Origin of the sequence: Mycobacterium gallinarum (assembly GCF_010726765.1) — a bacterium.
GTDB classification, from domain to species: Bacteria; Actinomycetota; Actinomycetes; order Mycobacteriales; family Mycobacteriaceae; genus Mycobacterium; species Mycobacterium gallinarum.
On sequence record NZ_AP022601.1, the window covers coordinates 1,597,393 to 1,615,070 of the forward strand.

At 66.3% G+C, this 17,678-nt stretch carries 20 protein-coding genes and 1 pseudogene; 13 read left to right on the forward strand and 8 right to left on the reverse strand.

Features of this window, described 5'->3' with window-relative positions; all coding sequences use genetic code 11:
• The first annotated feature begins 70 nt into the window (after positions 1 to 70).
• Both G6N42_RS07910 and G6N42_RS07915 read left to right on the forward strand, forming a co-directional pair.
• Complete coding sequence (locus tag G6N42_RS07910; protein WP_163728220.1) at positions 71 to 664, forward strand: TetR/AcrR family transcriptional regulator; 594 nt, start codon at positions 71 to 73, stop codon at positions 662 to 664.
• Complete coding sequence (locus tag G6N42_RS07915) at positions 657 to 2,945, forward strand: molybdopterin-dependent oxidoreductase (RefSeq protein ID WP_163728222.1); 2,289 nt, start codon at positions 657 to 659, stop codon at positions 2,943 to 2,945. The genes G6N42_RS07910 and G6N42_RS07915 overlap by 8 nt, the downstream gene beginning before the upstream one ends.
• Here the strand turns inward: G6N42_RS07915 and G6N42_RS07920 are convergent.
• Positions 2,942 to 3,493 carry a TetR/AcrR family transcriptional regulator gene (locus G6N42_RS07920; protein ID WP_163737149.1) on the reverse strand — a complete coding sequence of 184 codons (552 nt, stop codon included), beginning with the start codon at positions 3,491 to 3,493 and terminating at the stop codon, positions 2,942 to 2,944. The genes G6N42_RS07915 and G6N42_RS07920 overlap by 4 nt on opposite strands.
• A gap of 60 nt (positions 3,494 to 3,553) precedes the next feature.
• Here G6N42_RS07920 and G6N42_RS07925 point away from each other — a divergent pair, with 60 nt between their 5' ends.
• Entirely contained in the window at positions 3,554 to 4,183 is a 630-nt protein-coding gene (locus G6N42_RS07925; RefSeq protein WP_163728225.1) for a DUF2867 domain-containing protein, read from the forward strand.
• Positions 4,180 to 4,671, forward strand: coding sequence for a hypothetical protein (locus G6N42_RS07930; RefSeq protein ID WP_163728228.1), 492 nt, complete (start codon positions 4,180 to 4,182; stop codon positions 4,669 to 4,671). Before G6N42_RS07925 ends, G6N42_RS07930 begins: the two co-directional genes overlap by 4 nt.
• Positions 4,672 to 4,674: 3 nt before the next feature.
• On the opposite strand, the gene G6N42_RS07935 is transcribed toward G6N42_RS07930, so the two are convergent.
• Positions 4,675 to 5,298: a hypothetical protein gene (locus G6N42_RS07935; protein WP_434059570.1), complete on the reverse strand. Its 624-nt coding sequence runs from the start codon at positions 5,296 to 5,298 to the stop codon at positions 4,675 to 4,677.
• Between the two features lie 231 nt (positions 5,299 to 5,529).
• Here G6N42_RS07935 and G6N42_RS07940 point away from each other — a divergent pair, with 231 nt between their 5' ends.
• Positions 5,530 to 6,774: a cytochrome P450 gene (locus tag G6N42_RS07940; protein WP_163737155.1), complete on the forward strand. Its 1,245-nt coding sequence runs from the start codon at positions 5,530 to 5,532 to the stop codon at positions 6,772 to 6,774.
• On the opposite strand, the gene G6N42_RS07945 is transcribed toward G6N42_RS07940, so the two are convergent.
• Positions 6,767 to 7,066 carry a hypothetical protein gene (locus G6N42_RS07945; protein ID WP_163728231.1) on the reverse strand — a complete coding sequence of 100 codons (300 nt, stop codon included), beginning with the start codon at positions 7,064 to 7,066 and terminating at the stop codon, positions 6,767 to 6,769. The two genes, G6N42_RS07940 and G6N42_RS07945, sit on opposite strands and share 8 nt — an antisense overlap.
• Positions 7,067 to 7,177: 111 nt before the next feature.
• Between G6N42_RS07945 and G6N42_RS07950 the strand changes: the two genes are divergently transcribed.
• From G6N42_RS07950 to G6N42_RS07970, 5 genes are read left to right on the forward strand one after another with little or no spacing between them, the layout of a single operon-like run.
• Positions 7,178 to 7,954 carry a helix-turn-helix domain-containing protein gene (locus tag G6N42_RS07950; protein ID WP_163728234.1) on the forward strand — a complete coding sequence of 259 codons (777 nt, stop codon included), beginning with the start codon at positions 7,178 to 7,180 and terminating at the stop codon, positions 7,952 to 7,954.
• Between the two features lie 42 nt (positions 7,955 to 7,996).
• Entirely contained in the window at positions 7,997 to 8,419 is a 423-nt protein-coding gene (locus G6N42_RS07955; RefSeq protein ID WP_163728236.1) for a lipoprotein LpqH, read from the forward strand.
• A gap of 5 nt (positions 8,420 to 8,424) precedes the next feature.
• Entirely contained in the window at positions 8,425 to 8,799 is a 375-nt protein-coding gene (locus G6N42_RS07960) for a nuclear transport factor 2 family protein (protein WP_163737158.1), read from the forward strand.
• Positions 8,800 to 8,851: 52 nt separating this feature from the next.
• Positions 8,852 to 9,574 carry a FadR/GntR family transcriptional regulator gene (locus tag G6N42_RS07965; RefSeq protein ID WP_163728239.1) on the forward strand — a complete coding sequence of 241 codons (723 nt, stop codon included), beginning with the start codon at positions 8,852 to 8,854 and terminating at the stop codon, positions 9,572 to 9,574.
• The gene (locus G6N42_RS07970) at positions 9,571 to 10,245 is read left to right on the forward strand and encodes a sterol desaturase family protein (RefSeq protein ID WP_163728243.1); all 675 of its coding nucleotides are present in this window, start codon (positions 9,571 to 9,573) and stop codon (positions 10,243 to 10,245) included. Before G6N42_RS07965 ends, G6N42_RS07970 begins: the two co-directional genes overlap by 4 nt.
• A 7-nt stretch (positions 10,246 to 10,252) precedes the next feature.
• Here the strand turns inward: G6N42_RS07970 and G6N42_RS07975 are convergent, their stop codons facing one another.
• From G6N42_RS07975 to G6N42_RS07985, 3 genes are all read right to left on the reverse strand, one after another.
• A complete protein-coding gene (locus G6N42_RS07975; RefSeq protein ID WP_286201638.1) occupies positions 10,253 to 10,990 on the reverse strand; it encodes a L,D-transpeptidase in 738 nt (245 codons plus the stop codon).
• A gap of 123 nt (positions 10,991 to 11,113) precedes the next feature.
• The gene (locus G6N42_RS07980) at positions 11,114 to 11,731 is read right to left on the reverse strand and encodes a Pr6Pr family membrane protein (protein ID WP_163728246.1); all 618 of its coding nucleotides are present in this window, start codon (positions 11,729 to 11,731) and stop codon (positions 11,114 to 11,116) included.
• Positions 11,728 to 13,128, reverse strand: coding sequence for a DUF7159 family protein (locus tag G6N42_RS07985; RefSeq protein ID WP_232076106.1), 1,401 nt, complete (start codon positions 13,126 to 13,128; stop codon positions 11,728 to 11,730). Before G6N42_RS07985 ends, G6N42_RS07980 begins: the two co-directional genes overlap by 4 nt.
• A 203-nt stretch (positions 13,129 to 13,331) precedes the next feature.
• Between G6N42_RS07985 and G6N42_RS07990 the strand changes: the two are divergent.
• Positions 13,332 to 14,797 (forward strand): annotated as a pseudogene (locus G6N42_RS07990) (peptide MFS transporter).
• Positions 14,798 to 14,807: 10 nt separating this feature from the next.
• Here G6N42_RS07990 and G6N42_RS07995 read toward each other — a convergent pair.
• On the reverse strand, positions 14,808 to 15,749 hold the full coding sequence (locus tag G6N42_RS07995) for a threonine ammonia-lyase (RefSeq protein ID WP_163728250.1): 942 nt from the start codon (positions 15,747 to 15,749) through the stop codon (positions 14,808 to 14,810).
• Between the two features lie 51 nt (positions 15,750 to 15,800).
• Positions 15,801 to 16,088: a hypothetical protein gene (locus G6N42_RS08000; RefSeq protein ID WP_163728253.1), complete on the reverse strand. Its 288-nt coding sequence runs from the start codon at positions 16,086 to 16,088 to the stop codon at positions 15,801 to 15,803.
• Positions 16,089 to 16,119: 31 nt separating this feature from the next.
• On the opposite strand from G6N42_RS08000, the gene G6N42_RS08005 reads away from it, so the two are divergent.
• Entirely contained in the window at positions 16,120 to 16,569 is a 450-nt protein-coding gene (locus G6N42_RS08005; RefSeq protein WP_163728256.1) for an acyl-CoA thioesterase, read from the forward strand.
• Between the two features lie 48 nt (positions 16,570 to 16,617).
• Entirely contained in the window at positions 16,618 to 17,661 is a 1,044-nt protein-coding gene (gene speB / locus G6N42_RS08010) for an agmatinase (protein ID WP_174262033.1), read from the forward strand.
• Positions 17,662 to 17,678: the final 17 nt, after the last annotated feature.

Genomic DNA, 17,678 nt, shown 5'->3' on the forward strand with positions numbered 1-17,678 from the left:
CTCGGCCTTGTTCTGGCCCGGGAATTATGTAAGGTGTCATACATAGCCCGCCGGACGGAGGTCCACGCGCATGGTCAGTCCTCGCGAGCGGATGGTCATATCGGCCGCTCTCCTGATCCGCGAGCGCGGTGCCCACGCGACCGCCATCGCCGACGTGCTGGAGCACAGCGGAGCCCCGCGCGGATCGGCCTACCACTACTTTCCCGGCGGCCGCACTCAGCTGTTGTGCGAAGCGATCGACTACGCGGGCGAGTACATCGCGGCGAAGATCGCCAAAGCCGAATCCGGCGTCGACGCACTCGACAGGCTGTTCGCCGACTATCGAAAGCAGTTGCTGAAAAGCGACTTTCGCGCGGGGTGCCCGGTCGTCGCGGTGAGCGTGGAGGCGGGTGACCCCGCGAAGCCCGACGCCGCCACCGCGGTGATCGAACGCGCGGCCGCGGCCTTCAGTCGATGGACGGACCTCATCACCACCCGCCTGATATCGGACGGCGTCCCCAAGAAGCGCGCCGCCGAACTCGCCATGCTGACAACCATATCCGTGGAAGGCGCGATCGTCGTCGCGCGCGCATCTCGGGATGTCGCGGCTCTCGACCTCGTTCATGGCCAGCTACGCGCCCTCGTACTGGCCGAGACCTCGGAAAGGAAATCCGGAGATGACTGACCAGGACGTCGCCGCCGTAGCGGCCCCAGAAGATTGGCACCCGACCGCATGCATCCTCTGCGAATGCAATTGCGGGATCGTCGTCCAACTCGACGGCCGCAAGCTGGCGAAGATCCGCGGCGACAAAGAACATCCGGCCTCGCAGGGATACACCTGCAACAAGGCGCTACGGCTGGACCACTACCAGAACAATCGCAGCCGACTGACCTCCCCCATGCGCCGACGTCCCGACGGTAGCTACGAGGAGATCGACTGGGACACAGCGGTCACCGAGATCGCAGCGGGCTTCAAACGCATCGCCGACACCTACGGCGGCGACAAGATCTTCTACTACGGCGGCGGCGGGCAGGGTAACCATCTCGGCGGCGCGTACAGCGGCGCATTCCTCAAGGTGCTCGGCTCGCACTACCGTTCCAATGCGCTCGCCCAGGAGAAGACAGGCGAAGCGTGGGTGGACGCCCACCTCTACGGCGGCCACACGCGAGGCGAGTTCGAGCACGCCGAAGTATCGGTGTTCATCGGCAAGAACCCGTGGATGTCGCAGAGTTTCCCGCGGGCCAGAACGGTGCTCAACGACATCGCCAAAGACCTCGAGCGCGCCATGATCGTCATCGACCCGGTGATCACCGACACCGCGAAGATGGCCGACATCCACCTGCGCGTGCGACCAGGCACCGACGCGTGGGCGTTGGCGGCCCTGGTCGCTGTGGTCGTGCAGGAAGACCTGTGCGACAAGGAGTTTCTCGCCGAGCATGTCAACGGTGTCGACCCCGTGCTGGAGATCCTGCGCACTGTCGACGTCGCCGACTATGCGCTACGGTGCGGCGTCGACGAGGAATCGATTCGCGCGGCGGCGCGACGGATCGGCGCCGCGACGAGCGTGTCCGTCTTCGAGGACCTCGGCATCCAACAGGCCCCCAACAGCACACTGTGCTCCTATCTCAACAAGCTGCTCTGGATCCTGACCGGAAATTTCGCGAAACGCGGTGCCCAGCATCTACATTCGTCTTTCGGCCCGCTATTCCGTCACACTCGCGACGTCGGCCGCACACCGGTCACCGGCGCCCCCGTCGTCGGCGGACTGATCCCCAGCAATGTCGTACCCCAAGAGATGCTGGGCGATCACCCGGACCGGTTCCGAGCCATGATCGTCGAGAGCAGCAATCCCGCCCACTCGCTCGCGGATTCCAACGCGTGCCGCGAGGCGTTCAGTGCGCTGGAACTGATGGTGGTGATCGACGTCGCGATGACGGAAACCGCGCGCCTGGCCCACTACGTGCTGCCGGCGGCATCGCAATACGAGAAGGCCGAGTCGACCTTCTTCAACCTCGAATTTCCGCACAACACCTTCCATTTGCGGCACCGGCTGATGGAGCCGCTCGAGGGAACCCTCCCCGAGCCGGAGATCTGGGCCCGTCTGGTGCGGGCGCTCGGCGTGGTCGACGACGAGGAGCTCGAACCGCTGCGGCGCGCCGCAGCCGAAGGTCGCGAAGCATTCACCGTTGCCTTCCTGCAGGCTGTCGGCGCCAGTCCGATGCTCGGCAAGGTACTCCCCTACGTGCTGTACGAAACGCTGGGACCGACTCTTCCCGAGGGGCTTTCGGGAGCCGCCGCGCTGTGGGGGCTGGCCCAGAAGGCGGCCATGACGTATCCCGAAGCGGTGCAACGGGCCGGGCACGCCGACGGCAACGCGCTGTTCGACGCGATCTTGTCGAACCGCTCCGGCGTCACGTTCACGGTGCACGAGTACGACGACGACTTCGCGTTGATCACGCACGCCGACAAGAAGATCGCACTGGGGATGCCCGAGATGCTCGACGAGATTCGCGGTCTGGCCGACGCGCAACCGCACTTCACGACACCCGACTTCCCCATCGTGCTCTCCGCTGGCGAACGTCGCGCCTACACGGCGAACGACATTTTCCGCGACCCGACCTGGCGCAAACGCGATGCCGACGGCGCGCTGAGGGTCAGCCTCGAGGACGCCGAGGCACTCGGCCTGGTCCAGGGTGCGCGGGCCCGCATCACCACCGCGGCTGGCAGCGCGGAAGCGAGCATCGAGATCAGCGAGGCGATGCTGCCGGGCCACGCGTCACTGCCCAACGGGTTCGGACTCGACTTCGTGGACGGGGAGGGTAGGGAACACGTTCCTGGTGTGGCGCCGAATGCATTGACGTCGTCTGACTGGCGTGATGCATACGCCGGCACGCCCTGGCACAAGCATGTCCCCGCTCGTATTGAAGCGGTACCCACGAGGATCGAAGCGGTGAGCACGGCCTAGTCCGACAGCAGACGCTCCGTAGCTCGTTCAAGAACGTGGCGCCGACTGCTTGTCCCGTGGTCGGCTGCGATGAAGTGGTTGGCGATCGCCAGGGAGAAGGCGAGCATGGCGCGCGCCTCGACATCGTCGGCATCGTCGCTGAAGGTGCCGATCAGCGCGCGCAGGTACTCCATTCGCCGGTTGTCGACGCGCCGCAGACGTTTGGCGACCGACTTGTCGCGGCGCGCCCAGTCGCGCACCGCGAGGTCAATCGGCAGCAGCTTCTTGGAGAAGGTGAGCATGCCCGCCCTGCGCACCTTGTCCCGCGCATCTCCACCTTCGGCCTCCACCCGGTCGAGAACCTCGTCGGTGCTGCGGTGCTCCCACTCTTCCAGCAGCGCCTCGAGAAAGGCTCCCCTGCTGTCGAAGTGGTGGTAGAAGCCGCCACGGGTGACTTGCAGCGATTTCGCGAGAAGGTCTACCCGCACCGCATCCGGTCCGCCCGCCGCGAGCGCTTCCAGTCCGGCGTCGACCCACGTGCCACGGGGCGTGCGGGTCTGGGCGACCATGATCCTCCAGCTGAGTCGACGGGGCTTGACCACCGCGGTCAACCAAGCATACAGTACTGTATGCTTGGTTCTGCGATACTCGACAAGAGCGAACACACGCAGCGGCCGTGGCGAATCCACGATCTCGCCAAGGATTTTCAGGTTCTCGATGTGTGGGCATTGCCCACACCCGGTGGTGAAGGCGACTTCAGACAACTGGTCGACCTATGGTCGACGTTCGATCCGGGAAAGTCCTCTCCCGTCGTGCGGGCCCTGTTCGCCGTTCGGTGGGCCCTCGGCCGGGTACTCGGCCTGGACCGGACCGACGCGGGTCTGGGCGCCCGCGTCGAGACGCTGCGGGACCGGCTTTCAGACGACTTGCGCCACGCCCCATACGATCTCGCGAGAGACGGGTCTCCATTCAGCCCGCTGTACCTGACCGACGATGAGTTCGCGATGGAGATCGCGAACCGGACGGTGCACGGTGTCCTGCATGTCGGGTGGGTGCCCGACGCGGCCGGAGGCTCGCGACAATTTCGCGGACAGATGGCGGTTCTGGTCCGGCCCAATGGCGCACTCGGTGTCGCGTATATGGCGGCGATTGCTCCGTTTCGCCACCTGATCGTCTACCCGCTGATGATGCGCGACATAGGTCGAGCCTGGCGGGAGCGCCGCAGCGGGTCCGCTCCTTCTCAACGGGGACTTCGATGAAGCGCGGTGCGACCACCCAAACCGTCGCCCGCCAGATCACGCCGCCTCCGGGCACCCGATCGGCGAGCACGCTCGGCCGCGTCGACTATGAAGATGCATTCGTCGTCGACGTCTGCGAGCCGTCCGCTCTATCCGCCGAGCAGTGGATGCGCACGATCCTGGAAGGCGCGCCCGCAGCGGTGCGGCTTCAGCTGCTGTCCGGCTGGTCTGCACTCGGCCTCAGGGTGAGCCTGCCGAAAGCAGACCGATCGGTGCTCGGCTGGCAGATCCGCACGGCAGACCCGGATTTCGTATTGCTGGGAGCTGAGTCACGACTCGGCATGCCCGCGGAATTGCTCTTGAGGCGTGCGACCGACCGGTTGCTATTTGCCACCTTCGTGCGCCACGACAATGCGTTGGTCCGCGCGCTCTGGGCGCCCGTGGTGCCCACTCACGTCCGGATGGTGCAGGAACTGCTGGCACGGGTCGGCAGCGACGTTCGATCCTGACCGCTACGGAGTCGGCGGCGCAGGCGCCGGTGCGGGCGTAGGCGCAGCGGGAGGCGCGGGAGCCGTAACCGGCGGCGGTGGATCACCAGGAGCCGGCGGCGGTGCCGCGGGCATCTGCTGCGCCGGATTCGCCGAGAGTCCCGGCGGCGGGGTGGCGTTGGCATTCATCGGCCGCTGCGTCAGCAGGAGCAGAGCGTCCTTACCACTCACCTCCTGCGTCTGAACGGCGTGCCAGAGGTCGCGGAGGTAAGAACCGCCGGTGCTGGGTTGTGGGGCCATGCTGGTGCCCGGCGGCAGATTCTCGGGGCTCGCTAGGTGCGGGACCTCCGCGGGCGGTGCGGCATCGCTCGGGACGGGAGCGGCGGCCGGCGCGGCTTCGATCCCAGGTGCAGCAGGAGCGGGGGCAGCCGCCGGCACGAGGGGCGCCGGCGCAGCGACAGGCTGAGCCGGCGGCGACGCAGGCACAGGACCCGGCACAACGGGTCCGACAACTGCGGGGGGCGCGGGAGGCGGGACGGGAACGCCGGGGTCGGCTTGCGCCGTCGTCGCTCCTCCCAGCAGCGCAGCGAGCGTTCCCACGCCCGCGACGGCCACTGTCGCGGCCCTCACCTCGATGTCGATTCGCACCGGAGCCCCCTTCCGCAAGCTGGACCGAATCCCGTCTAACGAATGCTTCAGTTTGACCGTCAAAATTGTTACACCTGGGTCCCGAGTGAACAACCGGTCAAGAATCGGCGGGCTGTGGGAACACGTTCTACTTCGGAGTATCTGTAACCGGCCGCAGCGGGCCCCAACTGTGGTGTAGCAATGGATTGCCGGCCTAGACAACGTCATATGAGCAACGCTGAGGATTTCCTGATGCCATCTCCGAACCTTCCGCCCGGATTCGACTTCACCGATCCCGACATCTACGCGGAGAGGCTGCCGGTCGACGAGCTCGCCCACATGCGGAAGGTGGCCCCGATCTGGTGGCAGAAGCAGGAACGGGGCAACCTCGCGTTCGGCGACGACGGGTTCTGGGTGGTGACCAAGCACAAGGACGTCAAGGAGGTGTCGCGGCGCAGCGACGTCTTCTCCTCCAACAAGAAGACCGCCCTGCCCCGGTACCGCGACGAGGCCGATCCGGCGTCGTTGGAAGCCGGCAAGGTCGTGCTGCTCAATCAGGACGCGCCGCATCACACCCACTTGCGCAAGATCATCTCGCGGGCTTTCACTCCGCGGGCCATCGAGTCGCTGCGCGACGAGCTGCGTGTGCGGGCGCACGACATCGCCAAGCGGGCCGCGGCCGAGGGATCCGGCGATTTCGTCGAGCAGGTGTCGTGCGAACTTCCACTGCAGGCGATCGCCGGCCTGATGGGCGTCCCCCAGGAAGACCGCATGAAGCTGTTCGACTGGTCCAACCAGATGGTCGGCGACCAGGATCCCGAATACACCAGAAACGACCCGACGGCCGCATCGGTCGAACTGATCATGTACGGCATGCAGATGGCGGCCGAGCGTAGCAAGAACCCCGGTGACGACCTCGTCACCAAGTTGGTGCAGGCCGACGTCGAAGGCCACAAGCTCACCGACGACGAGTTCGGCTTCTTCGTGATCCTGTTGGCGGTGGCTGGCAACGAGACCACCCGCAACTCGATAACCCAGGGCATGATGGCGTTCACCGAATTCCCGGACCAGTGGGAGCTTTTCAAGCGGGAACGGCCCTCGACGGCGGCCGACGAGATCGTCCGCTGGGCGACGCCGGTCACCTCCTTCCAGCGCACCGCGCTCGAGGACACCGAGCTGGGCGGCGTCGAGATCAAGAAGGACGACCGGGTGGTGATGTTCTACCGATCGGCCAACTTCGACGAGGAAGTGTTCGAGGACCCCTACTCCTTCAACATCCTGCGAGATCCCAACCCGCACGTCGGCTTCGGCGGCACCGGCGCCCACTACTGCGTCGGCGCGAACCTGGCCCGGATGACCATCGACCTGATCTTCAACGCCATCGCCGACGAAATGCCGAACCTCAGACCGATTTCGGCGCCCGAACGACTACGGTCCGGCTGGCTCAACGGCATCAAGCATTGGCAGGTCGACTACACCGGCGCAGGGGCTACCTGACCGGATAGTCGACCAGCGAACGCCAATAGTCCTCGGGGATCTCGACGTTCGACCGCATGGCGATGGCGAGTCCGGCCGCCATGGCGATACCGAGCAGGCCCAGCCACAGACCTGCCAGCGCGATGACGACCCACGCGATCGCGGTGACCGTCGGCCATGGTGAAAGCAGCACCAGCAGTGGGGCGAAGAAGAACCCGGTGCCGATGTACCACGACGAACCGGCCCGATCGGAGATCAGCACGACGTGCAGCCACCTCGGGATCGGGCGGTCGACGGACGGTGCGGTCCGCATGATCGTTCTCCTCTGCTCGACTGTCACCATTGACACTCCCCGACCCGGGTAAGCGGCGCAATTACCTGACGAGTAATCGCCATGGGTGCGTCGGTGCGCGACACTGGGCCGATGACGACCGCCGCTGTGCACACGCCGCCGTTCGGCACGATGATGCGCGATTGGCGGCAGCGCCGGCGGCTGAGCCAGCTCGACCTGGCGATCGAGGCGGACGTGTCCGCGCGCCACGTCAGCTTCATCGAGACCGGTCGCTCGAGTCCGAGCCGGGCGATGGTGTTGCGCCTCGCCGAGGTGCTCGACGTTCCGCTTCGCGAACAGAACCAGTTGTTGATGGCCGCCGGACTCGCCCCGGTCTACAGCGAGCGATCCCTGCACGATCCGGACATGGCCGCCGTCCGCGACGGCGTCGAACGGGTGCTCAGCGCATACGACCCATTTCCCTGCGTCGTCGTTGACCGGGGTTGGCAGATCGTCCATGCGAACGCGGGTGCCGGTCTGCTGCTCGAGGGCGTGGCGCCGAGTCTGCTCGAGCAGCCGAACGCGCTTCGCATCTCGCTGCATCCCGACGGGCTCGCACCGCGCATCCGCAACCTCGCGCAGTGGCGCCACCACGTCATCGAGCGGCTTCGCCGCGAGGCCGCGGTGAGTGGGTCGAGCGACCTGTCAGTGCTGCTGGCCGAAATCGAGGCCTTTCCAGGCGGATTCGACGCAACTCGCGATCTCGGCGGTGTCGCGGTGCCGTTGGAGCTCTACACCCCGCAGGGGCAGCTGCTCACCTTCCTGTCCACGGTGACGACATTCGGCACGGCGCTGGACCTGACGGCAGCCGAACTGTCCATCGAGGCGTTTCTGCCCGCCGACGAGGCGACCGCCGCCGCGCTGAGGTGAAATGCACATGGCGGACCGTCAACCGCAATAGAGTCATCCGACATGGACAATCGACTTGTCGCGACGGTCGCCGTTGTGCTCGCAGCCGCAGCAGCAGGGTGCTCAGCGCCGCCGACCGCACTCGGCGGCACCACCGCGAAGGTGACCATCGACGGCAAGAACGCCGCCGACGCGCAAGCGGTGGTGTGCACCCAGACTGGGTGGATGTGGAACATCAAGACCCCCGGTGAGCCGACGAAACTGACGGCGTTCCTGAACAGCGAGGGCGGCGACGTCACGGTCCAATCCGTCGATTTCCGCGATCTCGGCGGGTTCACCGGCACGTTCTGGGACGGCCGTGTCGGCAAAGCCGAGGTGACCGGCCAGGGCGGAAAATTCACGATCACCGGCGAGGCCGACGGTTCGTTCAAGGACAACCCGAGCAACGCTGTGACGGCGACGTTCCGTATCGAAGCCAGCTGCTGAACGTGGTGGTACACCCCTTCCGCGCGGCCATCGAAGCCAGAGATCTCGACGCTGCCGTCGCGTTGGTTCGCGAGGACGTGGTCTTTCGTAGCCCTGTCGTCTTCACCCCGTACGAAGGGCGGGAGGCCCTGAGGCAGATCCTCGCCGCGGTCATCGACGTTTTCGAGGATTTCCGCTACACCCGTGAGATCGGTGCCGACGGTGCGGCCGACCATGCTCTGGTGTTCGAGGCCAGGGTCGGCGACAAACAGGTGCAAGGCTGCGACTTCATCCACGTCGACGCCGACGGTGCGATCGACGAGTTCACCGTCATGGTGCGGCCCTTGCAAGCGATGCTCGCGCTCGCTGAGGCGATGAAGGTGCGACTCGCCGCCGGATAGGTCACTGGTCTGACCACTTGACCTCTGGCCACTTGCCTGGCACTGTGTCGGTATGGCCCTTCAACCGGTGAACCGCCGCTCGGTGCCCGAGGACGTGTTCGAACAGATCGTCGCCGAGGTGCTCAGCGGCGAAATGCAGCCCGGGGAATCGCTGCCCAGTGAGCGCAGGCTCGCGGAGGTGCTCGGGGTTTCGCGGCCCGCCGTGCGCGAGGCGCTCAAGCGACTCACCGCAACAGGTCTGATCGAGGTGCGTCAGGGCGACGCCACCACGGTGCGCGATTTCCGTCGCCACGCCGGCCTCGACCTGCTGCCCCGCCTGCTCATCCGTGCGGGCGAACTCGATGTGTCCGTCGTGCGCAGCATTCTGGAGACCCGCTTGCACAACGGACCCAAGGTCGCCGAACTCGCCGCCCTGCGGCGTACTCCCGAACTCGCCGGAATACTCGATGAGGCGTTGCTTGCCCTGGCCGCCGAGACCGACCCCGTCGAGCGGCAACGGTGCGCGCTGACGTTCTGGGATCACATCGTCGACGGCGCGGACTCGATCGCACTCCGGTTGATGTACAACACGCTTCGCGCAACCTACGAGCCCGCGCTACCTGCCCTTGCCGCGGTCATGGCCGACGAGGTGGGCCGCCCGCAGGTCTACCGCGAATTGGCCGATGCGATCGCCGCCGGCGATTCTGCGCGGGCCAGACAAGCCGCACACGACCTACTCGAACCCGCGACGACCTCGCTCCTGTCCGCCCTCGATGACCTCAAGGACCAATCATGACCACCGCCGCCGCACGTACCGCACGCAAGAAGATGACGCTTCGCGACGCCGCCCGACAGTTCGTCAAGTACCCCTCCCCCTGGATGATTGGCACCGTCCTCGTCGTCGCGGTGGCCGCGCGGGTCATCGTCGGCGACTGGCAGCTCACTGACGCGGTCGTACCCCTGGCGATCGTGGCGGTGTTCCCATTCTTCGAGTGGATGATCCACGTGTTCATCCTGCACTGGCGCCCGAAACGGGTGGGCCGGCTGACGATCGACCCGCTGCTGTCCAGGGAGCACCGCGCCCACCACGTGGATCCGCGCAGCCTTCCCCTGATCTTCATCCCCTGGAAATCACTTGCGACATGGGTACTTCCGCTCGCAATCGGAACTGCTCTGCTGGCGTTCCCCCGGCTCGGGATGGGCCTGACATTCCTGGTGTGCATCGCAGTGGCCGGCCTGGTTTACGAGTGGACCCATTACCTGATCCATACCGACTACAAGCCCAAAACCGCTGTCTATCGGTCGATTTGGCGCAATCATCGCAATCACCACTACAAGAACGAACACTATTGGTTCACGGTCACCAGTTCCGGCACCGCAGACCGCGTGCTGCAGACGTACCCGGACCCGGCCGCGGTGGAGAACTCACCGACGGTGAAGAACCTGCACGCCGACGTACCGGCGTAGCGAAACGCTACGCCTCCACGATGATCGGGTCGCCGATCCGAACCAAGTTGTAGTACCAGTCCGCGTTGTCCGGGCTGAGGTTGATGCAACCGTGGCTGACATTCTCATAGCCCTGGGAACCGGTCGACCACGGCGCGCCGTGCACGTAGACACCGCCCCACGTGACACGCACCGCGTCGTAGACGGTGAGCTTGTAGCCCTCCGGATCGTCCAGCGGGATGCCGATCGTGCGCGAATCCATGATCACGACCGACTGCTTCTCGAGTGCGGTGAAGTTTCCGGTCGGTGTCGCGAACCCGTACTTGCCCATCGACGCGGGCATTTCACGCCACACCTCACCGTCCACGCTGACGGTGAACGTGTGATTGCTGATGCTGGCCACCCCGACCGTGGTCGACCCGGTCTGGAAATTCGCCTTCACGCCACCGACGGACAACGCGATCGTGCTGTGCGCCGGCCAGAACTCCGTCGGATTCCATTGCATGACATGGTCATCGAGCCAGCTGAAGTCTCCGGCAGGCGTGTCCGTCGACGTGATCTCGAGGCTCCGCTCCGCCGCCGCGCGATCCGCGATGCGCCCCGCGAAGGTCACGGTGACCGGATGCGCCACACCGACTGTCGTACCGGACGGCGAGATGCTGACCACGTCAGTCGGAGTGGAGACACCGGCGGACACGGTCGCAACGGGGCCTGACAGGGCGGCAACCATGACCGCGATCACGGCCACGAATCGAAGCTTCAGCACACATTCATCCTAGTTCGTCCGGGAGAGTCAGCGAGGTAGCCGCAAGTCCCACAGGCCGCCGCATGTCGTCACCAATATTGTTTTCCATGTCGACAGATCATCGAATCCGCCGCTCAGAACGTTTCAAGCGGCATCGATTCGCGCGGGTGAAGCGAGCCGGTTCACTGCCAGCAACGCATAGCCTGCGGCGAGCACGCAGCCACCCAGCACACTGACGTTGAGCAGCACCGTAGCCACGCCGACGCTGGCGGGATCCAGGAAATAGTAAGGCGCGCGGCGGCCGACCTCGTTGAGAATCGCGACAGCCACAACGACATAGAGCGCGGGATACGCCAGCCAGGCCACCGGATGCCACCAGTTCACCCGTCCATGCCCACGCCCGACGAGCAGCCAGTCGCTGAGCGCCAGGACCGGCACCACGACGTGCAGCAGGAAGTTCGCGACCGTGTAACCCATGCTCCGTTCCGTCAACAGCAGGTTCCACACGACGCCGGCGATCAAGACGTAAAGCACCACTGCTCCGCGGAACCCCACCCGGGCGTCGGCGCGTGGGGAGACCAGAGTCCACAGGTAGTACGCCGCGGCAAGGATGTTGACCTGATAGGTGAAGGTGATCAGCCGCCACGTCACGCCAGAACGCGAGGAATACTCGACGACCACCATCGCGATGAGCACCGCGGCCACGATCGAGACACGCAGCACCAGACGCAGAAACGCGGGACCGGTGACAGATGCCGTCACTGAGGCGGCAGCAGCGGCGGCGCCTCCGGTGGCGGCGCGGGGGCGTCGGGCGGCACTGCGGCGGCTTCGGGCAGCGGCGCGGGCGGAGCGCCCGGTGCCGGAGGTACCCCGGCGGCGGCGGGCGCGGGTGCCTGTGGTGCGGCGGCCTCGTCGTTCCCACCGATGTTCGACAGCCGATCCCTGATCCGGGTCAGCAGACCTGGGCGCTGCTGCACCGGCGTCGGCTGCGCGGGGACCAGGCCCGGTGCGGGCGGCAGCGCTTCGATCGGGGCGACGGGCGGGGGCAACACCGGAGCCTCCGGAACAGTGGCGTCGATCGGGGCCGCCGACGGCATGCCGTCGACCGGCTGCATCTCGGGAATGTCGGCGGGGGCGGCCTCGGGCGGAGCCACCTCGACGGGTGGCGCTTCCGGCGGAGGCAGGGGCGCCGGTGCGATCGGAATCGGGACGGCCACACTCGGCGCGGCCGGAAGGGCGGCACGGACGGCGGCCGACGCGACGTCAGGGTTCGTCTTGGCCGCGGGCTGTGGCTCCGGCGCAGCGATGTCCCGCTCGGGCGTCACCTCGAGGCTGACGGCCACGGACACCGAGACGACGAAGGTCACTGCACCGGCCACCAGCATGGCCAGCGGGCCGGTCGTACCGAGCTGCCTGCGGCGCTCCCTCGGGGCCCGCTCAGCCACCTGGCCGATCTTGATGACCTCCGCGTTGTGCGCTGACGCCAGCGCGGCGCCCCTGGCCAGTGCGAGCTCGGATTCGGCCGGAACGAACACCGGAACTCCCAAGATGTCCTCGAGTCGGGGCACGACGCCGTGGAGTTCACTCCCCGAACCGACGACGACCAACGCCTCGGGGCGCCAGTCCGCCCTCGTGAAGACGGCACTCAACCAGCGAAGCAAGGCCTCTTCGGTGTCGATCGCATGGTTGACGGCAGTCTGCACGGCGCCCTCGCCCGAATGAACGATCAGCGTGATCACCGTTTCGGGCTCGATCACACACACCGCGGTCACTTCGTATCCGATGACCTCGGCGATTCCCCATGCCAGGGCTTCCGTCGCTTCGGGTAGCCGGATGGGTACGACGTTGTCAAAACCGCGGTCGTTCAAGGACTTCAACAGCAGTGAGGCCTCCGCGTCGGCCCCGTCACTCCACGTCACACCGATCGAGTGCAGGCGCTGACCACGGGTTGCCGCGATCGCCTCGGTCCGCAGCACGGCGGCGGCCGCCTTCTCCGAGGTGTCGAACGGCGTCGCATGCCGGCCGGAAACGATTTCGAAGGCTTCACGGTCGACTGTCGAACCGTCGGCGTCCTGCCCTTCGACGAGCACGAGACCGACGGCGGACGGCGTCACCGATAAGCCGAGTACGGCGTCCATACCACCCTTCCGGACGTCCATCTGTTCGGGGTGACCTTACCCGCGCCGGGGTGAGCTGGCTCACCGGGCGGGGGTCCCGGCGGCTGCGCGGATGCCTTCACAGCTGTTCGTAGGTGTGCTGTGCCGACGAAAGGCACTGCATGTTCGCGACTGTGGCTTTGCCCGCGCGCCTGGCTCTTTCGATTGGTCGGCCCGATTGGGTCCAGGATGGCAGGGTGACGCCCATGGCGGTGACAGGACACCTGGCGGGCACACCTGCTGGGCGCACGGTGTTCGGCCATCCGATCGGTTTGACGAATTTGTTCGGAGTCGAGCTCTGGGAGCGATTCTCGTTCTACGGGATGCTGACGATCCTCGGGTATTACCTCTACTACTCGCTCACCGACGGTGGCCTTGGCATGCCCAAAGCCACCGCGACCGGGATCGTGGGCGCCTACGGCGGGCTGGTCTACCTGGCGACAGTCCTCGGCGGCTGGATCGCCGACCGGGTGCTCGGCATGGAGCGAACCGTCTTCTACGGCGGCCTGGTGGTGATGTGCGGCCACATCGCGCTCGCCTTCGTACCGGGGTTCTCCGGTGTCGCCGTGGGGCTCGTCTTGGTGGCGCTCGGTTCGGGCGCCTTGAAAGCCAATGCGTCGTCGCTGCTCGGCACGCTCTACGAGAAAGACGATCCGCGCAGCGACGGCGGCTTCACCCTGTTCTATCTGGGCATCAACCTGGGTGCTTCATCGGACCGCTCGTGACGGGCCTGCTGCAGACGCGGATCGGGTTCCACTGGGGATTCGGCGCCGCTGCCGTGGGGATGGCGCTGGGACTCACGCAATACGTCGTGTTCCGACGCAACCTCGGCGACCACGGCCGCACCGTTCCGAATCCGTTACCCCGCACCGCTATTGGCTGGTACGCGGGCGTCGCGGTCATCACGATCGCGGTGGCCGCGGTGGCGTTCGTGACAGGTCTGGTCAAGCTGTCCAACCTGTCGCAGGTCACAACCGGGGTGCTCGTCGCCGCGGCGGTCGCCTACTTCATCGTGATGCTGACGAGTTCGAAGGTAATACCCATCGAGCGGACCAGACTGCGGGCGTTCATTCCGCTGTTCATCGCCAACGCGGTGTTCTGGTCGTTGTTTCAGCAGATCTTCACCGTGCTCGCCATCTACTCCGACGAACGGATGAACTGGTCGATCTTCGGCTGGACCGCTCCGTCGAGCTGGATCGGATCCATCGAGCCGGTATGGATCATCCTGCTCTCACCCCTGTTCGCGCTCATGTGGACCCGGCTCGGTGAGCGCGCGCCCACCACCCCACGGAAGTTCGCCTATGGCGTCATCGGAATGGGCGTGGCGTTCCTGTTGTTCCTGCCGATGTCGGGTACGACGGGTAAGGCCGTTCCCGCACTGTGGGTGCTCGGCATCATGGCGGTGTTCGCGATCTCCGAACTGATGTTGTCGCCGATCGGCCTTTCGGTCACGACAAAGCTTGCCCCAGAAGCGTTTCGGGCCCAGATGATGGCGCTGTACTTTTTCTCGGTCGGTGTCGGCACATCGATGTCGGGTGTGCTGTCGGGCTTCTACGATCCGGCGCACGAGTTCGCATACTTCGGCAGCCTCGGCGTCGTCGCCGTTTGCGTCGGTATCGGCGTATTCGCGTTGTCCCCCTGGATAAGCCGATTGATGGAAGGCGTGCACTGACGCCCGAGGGTCATCCCTCGAGGATGTCGTTCAGCGCACGTGGGTCGATATTCCCACCGGACAGCACCATCACGGTGCGACCGGGTGGCGTCTGACCCTGGCGGTAGGCCGCCAATGCGACCGCACCACTGGGTTCACTGACCAGATGCGCCCTGTTCGCGAGTTCACGTACTGCGCTTTCGATCTCGCCCTCGGAAACGGTGATGATGCCGTCGAGCACCCTCTGCAGATGCGCGAACGTCAACTCCGAGGGTTGCGACCGAAGGCCGTCGGCGATCGTGCGGTTCCGGTCTTCGATCGGCCAGTCCACGCGATGCCCCTTGGCGAGTGCCTCGGCGGTGTCGGCGGCGAGCTCGGGTTCGACGCCGAAGACGCGGGCTCGTGGGCACAGCGCCTTGATGGCGGTCCCGATCCCGGAGGCAAGCCCGCCGCCGCTCACCGGGACGAGGACGTTCTCGACGGCGGGCAGATCCTCGGCGATCTCCAGGCCGATCGTGCCCTGTCCCGCGATGATGTCGGGGTGGTCGAACGGCGGAACCAACACCCCGCCCGTCTGCTCGAGCACCTCGGCGGCCACGCGCTCGCGCTGCCCCGCATCGCAGAGCACCACGTCGGCTCCGTGACTGCGGGTGGCGTCGACCTTGACCGCAGGCGTCTCCTTCGGCATGACGATGGTCGCCGGAATTCCATAGACGGCGGCGGCGTATGCCACCGCCTGAGCGTGGTTTCCGCTGGAATACGCCACGACGCCACGGGTGCGCACCGACTCGTCGAGGCTGCCGATCGCACTGAACGCGCCGCGAACCTTGAAGGCGCCGATGGGCTGCAGGTTCTCGGGTTTGATCCACAGCGGCCGGTCGGCGTCGGCCCACAGCGTCGGGAGCAACGGCGTGCGCACCACGAACGCGTGAATCCGCGTCGCCGCCGCCCTGATGTCGTCGATGGTCACCATGTCCACAGGTTCAGTCTTCCCGAACGGCGTGCGGGAATGCGCGCACCCCGGTCATCGCCGGCGTGCGGTGAAACTGTTTCCCGTTGCCGGGCCTTCGATCTCGAATCCGCGGTCGGCCAGTAGCCGGCGAAAGAAGTCGGCGCTGACAGCGCTTTTCAGCCGCACGCCGTATTCGCGGGAGAACACCCGGTCCTGGGGCAGCCGAATCGGCGGTGGACCGTCCGGCGGTGGAGTGAACTCGATGGCACTGCCGTCGGCCGACACACCCGCGTACTGGTCGCTCGGCGGAGTCCTCCGGCCGTTGCCGGGCCTGGCGGCCGCTGATCCAACACGCTGCAACCCGGCCGAGCCTGCTGGCTAGGGTGATGCGGTGACCTCGTATTCGTTGCCGATCACGCCGCGTTACGCCGAGGTCGATCAACAGGGTGTCGTTTTCAACGGTCACTACCTCACCTGGTTCGATGAGGCGTGCACCGGCTTCCTCGACCATCTCGATGTCACCTATCCGGGGCTGATCGCGAGCGGGTACGACATCCAGGTGGTGCACAGCGAGATCGACTTCGCGGGCCCGGTCAGGTGGCGAGACGCCGTCCGCGTCGAGGTCAACTGCGAGAGAATCGGATCCACCAGCTTCACCCTCGGTTTCAACGTGTTGCGCGGCAAGGACGGCGAACCCACCGCCGAGCACAAGTCCGCGGTACGCGGTCACAACGTCTACGTCGTCGTCTCGACCGAAGACTGGGCCAAACGGCCCATCCCGCCGCTGCTGCGCGAAGCGCTCACTTCGGTTGAGCGGCAACCCCATAACGTGTCCGAGTGAATCGGCGACTGGGCCCACATCGAAGGCAGGGGACGGTACGGTCGACGAATGGGCCACGATCACGATCACGGACATCAGCGCGACCTTCCGCCGGGGATGATCGAACAGCTCGAGCTCGCCTATGCCGGCGTGGCATCGTTCGGGCACCGGCCCTTCCTCACCGAGGTCGAACAGCTGGAGTCGTGGCGACCGGACGTGGCGATCGTCGGGGCGCCGTTCGATGTCGGGACCACGAACCGGCCGGGCGCCCGCTTCGGTCCGCGCGCAATTCGGGCGACTGCCTACGAACCTGGCACCTACCACCTCGATCTCGGCCTCGAGATCTTCGACTGGCTGGAGGTCGTCGACTTCGGTGACGCGTACTGCCCGCACGGGCAGACCGAGGTCTCCCACAACAACATTCGAGAGCGCGTAAACGCCATCGCGTCGCGCGGCATCGTGCCCGTCATCCTCGGTGGCGACCACTCGATCACCTGGCCGGCCGCGACCGCCGTCGCCGACGTCCACGGCTACGGCAACGTGGGCATCGTGCACTTCGATGCGCACGCCGACACCGCCGACGAGATCGAAGGAAATCTCGCCAGCCACGGCACACCGATGCGACGGCTCATCGAATCCGGTGCCGTTCCCGGCAGCCATTTCGTCCAGGTCGGCCTGCGCGGCTACTGGCCGCCGCAGGACACCTTCGAGTGGATGCAAGAGCAGCGCATGACGTGGCACACCATGCAGGAGATCTGGGATCGCGGCTTCAAGGAGGTCATGCGCGACGCCGTGAACGAGGCGCTCGCCAAGGCCGAGAAGCTCTACGTCTCCGTCGACATCGACGTGCTGGACCCCGCGCACGCACCCGGCACCGGGACCCCGGAGCCGGGCGGCATCACCACGGCCGACCTGCTGAGGTTGGTTCGGCAACTCTGTCGAGAACACGACGTCGTCGGCGTCGACGTCGTCGAGGTGGCGCCGGCCTACGACCACGCGGAGCTGACGGTGAACGCCGCGCACCGCGTCGTGTTCGAGGCGCTGGGCGGCATGGCCGCCCGCCGCCGGGACGCCGCACCCGACGCCGCGCCCCCGGGACCACCGGCCCGGTAGTCTCCGGCGACGACACC

Bases quoted from the DNA above. Each gene is read 5' to 3' on its own strand.
- G6N42_RS07950 (WP_163728234.1), top strand. From the start codon at position 7,178: ATGACGACCGCCGCTGTGCACACGCCGCCGTTCGGCACGATGATGCGC.
- G6N42_RS07970 (WP_163728243.1), top strand. From the start codon at position 9,571: ATGACCACCGCCGCCGCACGTACCGCACGCAAGAAGATGACGCTTCGC.
- speB (WP_174262033.1), top strand. From the start codon at position 16,618: ATGGGCCACGATCACGATCACGGACATCAGCGCGACCTTCCGCCGGGG.
- G6N42_RS07930 (WP_163728228.1), top strand. From the start codon at position 4,180: ATGAAGCGCGGTGCGACCACCCAAACCGTCGCCCGCCAGATCACGCCG.
- G6N42_RS07925 (WP_163728225.1), top strand. From the start codon at position 3,554: ATGCTTGGTTCTGCGATACTCGACAAGAGCGAACACACGCAGCGGCCG.
- G6N42_RS07955 (WP_163728236.1), top strand. From the start codon at position 7,997: ATGGACAATCGACTTGTCGCGACGGTCGCCGTTGTGCTCGCAGCCGCA.
- G6N42_RS07995 (WP_163728250.1), bottom strand. From the start codon at position 15,749: ATGGTGACCATCGACGACATCAGGGCGGCGGCGACGCGGATTCACGCG.
- G6N42_RS07985 (WP_232076106.1), bottom strand. From the start codon at position 13,128: ATGGACGTCCGGAAGGGTGGTATGGACGCCGTACTCGGCTTATCGGTG.
- G6N42_RS07940 (WP_163737155.1), top strand. From the start codon at position 5,530: ATGCCATCTCCGAACCTTCCGCCCGGATTCGACTTCACCGATCCCGAC.
- G6N42_RS07915 (WP_163728222.1), top strand. From the start codon at position 657: ATGACTGACCAGGACGTCGCCGCCGTAGCGGCCCCAGAAGATTGGCAC.
- G6N42_RS07945 (WP_163728231.1), bottom strand. From the start codon at position 7,066: ATGCGGACCGCACCGTCCGTCGACCGCCCGATCCCGAGGTGGCTGCAC.
- G6N42_RS07910 (WP_163728220.1), top strand. From the start codon at position 71: ATGGTCAGTCCTCGCGAGCGGATGGTCATATCGGCCGCTCTCCTGATC.
- G6N42_RS07965 (WP_163728239.1), top strand. From the start codon at position 8,852: ATGGCCCTTCAACCGGTGAACCGCCGCTCGGTGCCCGAGGACGTGTTC.
- G6N42_RS07920 (WP_163737149.1), bottom strand. From the start codon at position 3,493: ATGGTCGCCCAGACCCGCACGCCCCGTGGCACGTGGGTCGACGCCGGA.